Raw genomic sequence first — 3409 nt, 5'->3', positions numbered from 1 at the left:
GGAGTACCGCCCGGACGCCGGCGCGGCCCGTGACCTGGGGCCGGCCCAGCCGCCCGGCGAGGCGCCGCCGCCGCTGCGCCGGCAGCTGGACCGGCTCTGCTCCTGGGCCTGGTACGCGGCGGTGCGCCCGCTGCTCACCGCGCTCGAACCCTTCGTCGGGGAGGGCCGGACGCCGCGCCTGATGCTGGTGCCGATGGGGGCGCTCGGCACCGTGCCGTGGCACGCCGCGTACGAGCCGGGCAGTGCGGGGCGGCGGCGCTACGCCGTCGAGGCGGCGCAGATCTCCTACGCGGCCTCGGCCCGGCTGCTCTGCGACGTGTCGCGCCGCCCCGACCTGCCGTACTCGGAGTCCGCGCTGATCGTCGGCAACCCCACCGGCGACCTGCGCTACGCGGGCGAGGAGGCCGAGGCGCTGCACCAGGGCTTCTACCCCCGGGGCGGCTACCTGGGGCGGCGCGCCTCGGGCGTGCCGGACGGCAACGGGACGCCGCGGGAGGTGCTGGAGTGGCTGCGCGACGGGCGCAGCGCGGGCGCCGTACTGCACCTGGCCTGCCACGGCACGGTGGCGGCGAACGACCGGCACAGCTCGTACCTGTCGCTGCACGGCGGCGAGTTGGCGGCCGAGGAGCTCACCGGGACGATGACGGCCGAGGGCTCGGCGCGGCCGGGCCTGGTGGTGCTGGCGGCCTGCCGCACCCATGTGTCGGGGCGCGGGCACAACGAGGCGTACAGCCTGGCGACGGCGTTCCTGGTGGCGGGCGCGCGGTCGGTGGTGGGCTCGCTGTGGACGGTGCCGGACGACGCCACCTCGGTGCTGATGTTCATGACGCACCACTTCCTGCGGCGCGAGGGGCAGCCGCCCGGACGCGCCCTGCGCTCGGCCCAGTTGTGGATGCTGGACCGGGACCGGGTGGCGCCGCCCGACATGCCGCCGGCGCTCGCCGCGCGGGCGCGCGCGGTCGAGCCCGACGACCTGACGACCTGGGCGGGCTTCACCCACCTCGGGCGGTAGCGTCCGGCCGGCCGGCCGGGCGGACCGGCCGCCCGGGGGGCCTCAGTGGCCCGGCCCGGGCACCACCGACCGCAGGGCGACCGTCCGGGTGGCCCACCGCCCGGTCGAGCGGCCCTCGCCGAGGTCGCGGCCGGCACCACCGCGGGCGGTGAACCGCAGCACCCCGTCGGAGGCCGGGCCGCCGCCGCGCCCGGCCGGGCGTCCCGGGTCCCAGGCGTTCAGGTGGAACGGCACGGTGTTCAGCTCCTCCTCGGCGACGATCAGCTTGAGCCAGTCGCGGCTCTGGCTGCCGGGCCGCACCGCGCGGCCGGCCGGCAGGCTCAGGGCGACCGGGCGGCCGTCCAGGGCGTGGCCGGTGCGCCCCGGCCCGATGAAGTCGCCCCGGTAGAGGGCGGAGTGGCTGCGGTAGCGGTCCGTCAGGTCGAACAGGGCGCACCAGAGGCGGCGGTGCGAGCGGTTGTGCAGCCGGATCGTCACCCGGGGCTCCAGCCAGCCGCCCGCGTCGGGCTCGTGGGCGCGGACGATCTCGCCGTTGCCGTCGGGCAGGATCGGACCGGCCTGCGGGTCGTCCCACGGGAGGATCTCGATCCGTACCGCGGAGGCGAGGTCCGAGCCGGGGTTGGAGAGCCGCTGGAGCCGGTACCAGCGGGTGAGGTGTTCGAGGCAGTCGACGACGGTGCGGGCGTCGGCGGGGCCGGTGAGCGGCAGCGGGTCCACGGTGCCGGTGCCGTCCCGCCGGGTGATCACGGCCCGCCCGCCGGCCGGGTCGACCCGGAGCAGCAGGTCGCCCGCCGCCGCCGGGTCGCCGGCGACGCGGAGCAGCGGCGAGGGGCCGCCGCCGGGCCCGGCCGTGGCGACGGCCTCGCGCAGCAGCCGCTCCGCCTCCGGGGCGCCCGGCTCGATCAGCACCGTCGTCGGGGGCAGGGCGAGCGCGGACGGCGCCACCGGGTAGGCCCGGCCCCGGTCGGGCTCCCAGCCGGCCGGGTCGACCAGGGTGTGCCGGGCGCGGACGCGCCGGGCCCGGACGGTCCTGGCCCGGGGCCCGGCGCCGCCGGCGCCCTCCTCGGCGCCCGCTTCGCCGCCGCCCCCGCCGCCGTCCTCGGGACCGCCCCCGCTGCCACCGGTGACGGTGAACTCGGTGGCGCCGCCGCCCTCGTCGTCGCGCAGGCCGTGGACCTGGCCGCAGTCGACCTCCCAGCCGTCCACCCCGTGGGTCAGCAGGTACGGGCTGCCCGGGCGGACCGCCCCGCCGAGGAAGGGCCGGTCGGCGGGGCCGCCGGGCTCCTGCGGGCTGAGGGTGGGGTGCTGGACCTCGCCCCAGGCCTGGACCCGGCACCGGGTGGCCGCCATGATCTCGCGGTAGCTCGCACCCGTCCCGGCCTCGTCCAGGGCGCCCAGCAGGGCGTGGGTGAACACGCCGTGGCGGCGGCCGTCGAACCAGTCCTCGTGCGAGACCTGGTCGAGCCGGCTCGCGGCCAGCAGGACGTGCCCGGCCCGCTCCGGCCGCGCGCCGCCCGCCGTCGCGTCGCGCGTCCCGTCGCGCGTCCCGTCGGCGGGCGCCCCCTCGACGGGCGCGGGGTTCGGGGACACGACCCGTCCGTACCAGGACGGGTGCGGAGTCACCGAGCGGACGGCGGGCCCGCGCGGCGGCCGGCGGGTCGCCCCGCCCGAGAAGCAGCAGTCGAGCACCGCCGCCAGGTGCGCGCCGGTGCCGGCCACCTCGTCCAGCAGGACGGCGAGCTCCTTGTCGGCCAGCGGCCCGTCGGCGCAGACCAGCGCCTGGTAGCGGCCGGTGGCCTCGATCCGCGCCTCCTCCTCCGTGCGCACGTCGAACTCGGCGCCGTGGCCCGCGTACCAGAGCAGCGCGGTGTCCTCCGGGCCGGCCTGCCCGAGGTGCTCGCGGATGCCCGCCCGGACCGCGGCCACCGTGGCCTCGCGGTCCAGCAGCCGGTGCGCGACCAGCCGGTCCCCCACCCGCCGGCGCAGCCATTCCTCGGCCGCCGTCACGTCGTTGACGCAGCCGGCGAGCGCGTCGTACCCGAGGGCGGTGTAGTCGTCGATCCCGACCAGAAGTGCGTGGACGTTCCCCATGGCGAGCAAGTGTGGCAGCCTCGTCGGGCCCCGCCGACCGGCGGTCCGGTCGCGGAGCGGTCGACTTCGGGGCGCCTTCCGGTCGCCGGTCCGATCCCGCCCGCCGAACGCTTCGCATTCTTGATGTTCCGTCACTATCCTGCTCGGGCGACCGCCGACGGTTTCCGGCCGCGCAGTCCACATCACGCCATTCGGTTCGGGGGAATCATGGGATCCATCGAAGGGCCCCGGCGCATCGTGCGCCCGGGCCCCGCCGCCGCTCCACCCGCCCGGGCGGCCGCCGCCCCGCAGCGCGCCGTGCGGTCC

Annotated in this window: 2 protein-coding genes; one reads left to right on the top strand and one right to left on the bottom strand. The window is 78.4% G+C overall.

The features are described 5' to 3' along the window. Positions 1-1012 (top strand): CHAT domain-containing protein (locus AB0E96_RS39775; protein WP_359831547.1); only part of this gene is annotated, 1012 nt, incomplete at its 5' end. 42 nt (positions 1013-1054) lie between these two features. Here AB0E96_RS39775 and AB0E96_RS39770 read toward each other — a convergent pair. Beyond that, positions 1055-3103, bottom strand: coding sequence for a caspase family protein (locus tag AB0E96_RS39770; RefSeq protein WP_359831543.1), 2049 nt, complete (start codon positions 3101-3103; stop codon positions 1055-1057). Between the last annotated feature and the right edge of the window lie 306 nt (positions 3104-3409).

Source organism: Kitasatospora sp. NPDC036755 (assembly GCF_040636595.1).
Taxonomy (GTDB): domain Bacteria; phylum Actinomycetota; class Actinomycetes; order Streptomycetales; family Streptomycetaceae; genus Kitasatospora.
The sequence above is the reverse complement of the archived record's forward strand: the minus strand, read 5'-3'. Positions and strand labels throughout refer to the sequence as shown.

Bases quoted from the DNA above. Each gene is read 5' to 3' on its own strand.
- AB0E96_RS39770 (WP_359831543.1), bottom strand. From the start codon at position 3,103: ATGGGGAACGTCCACGCACTTCTGGTCGGGATCGACGACTACACCGCC.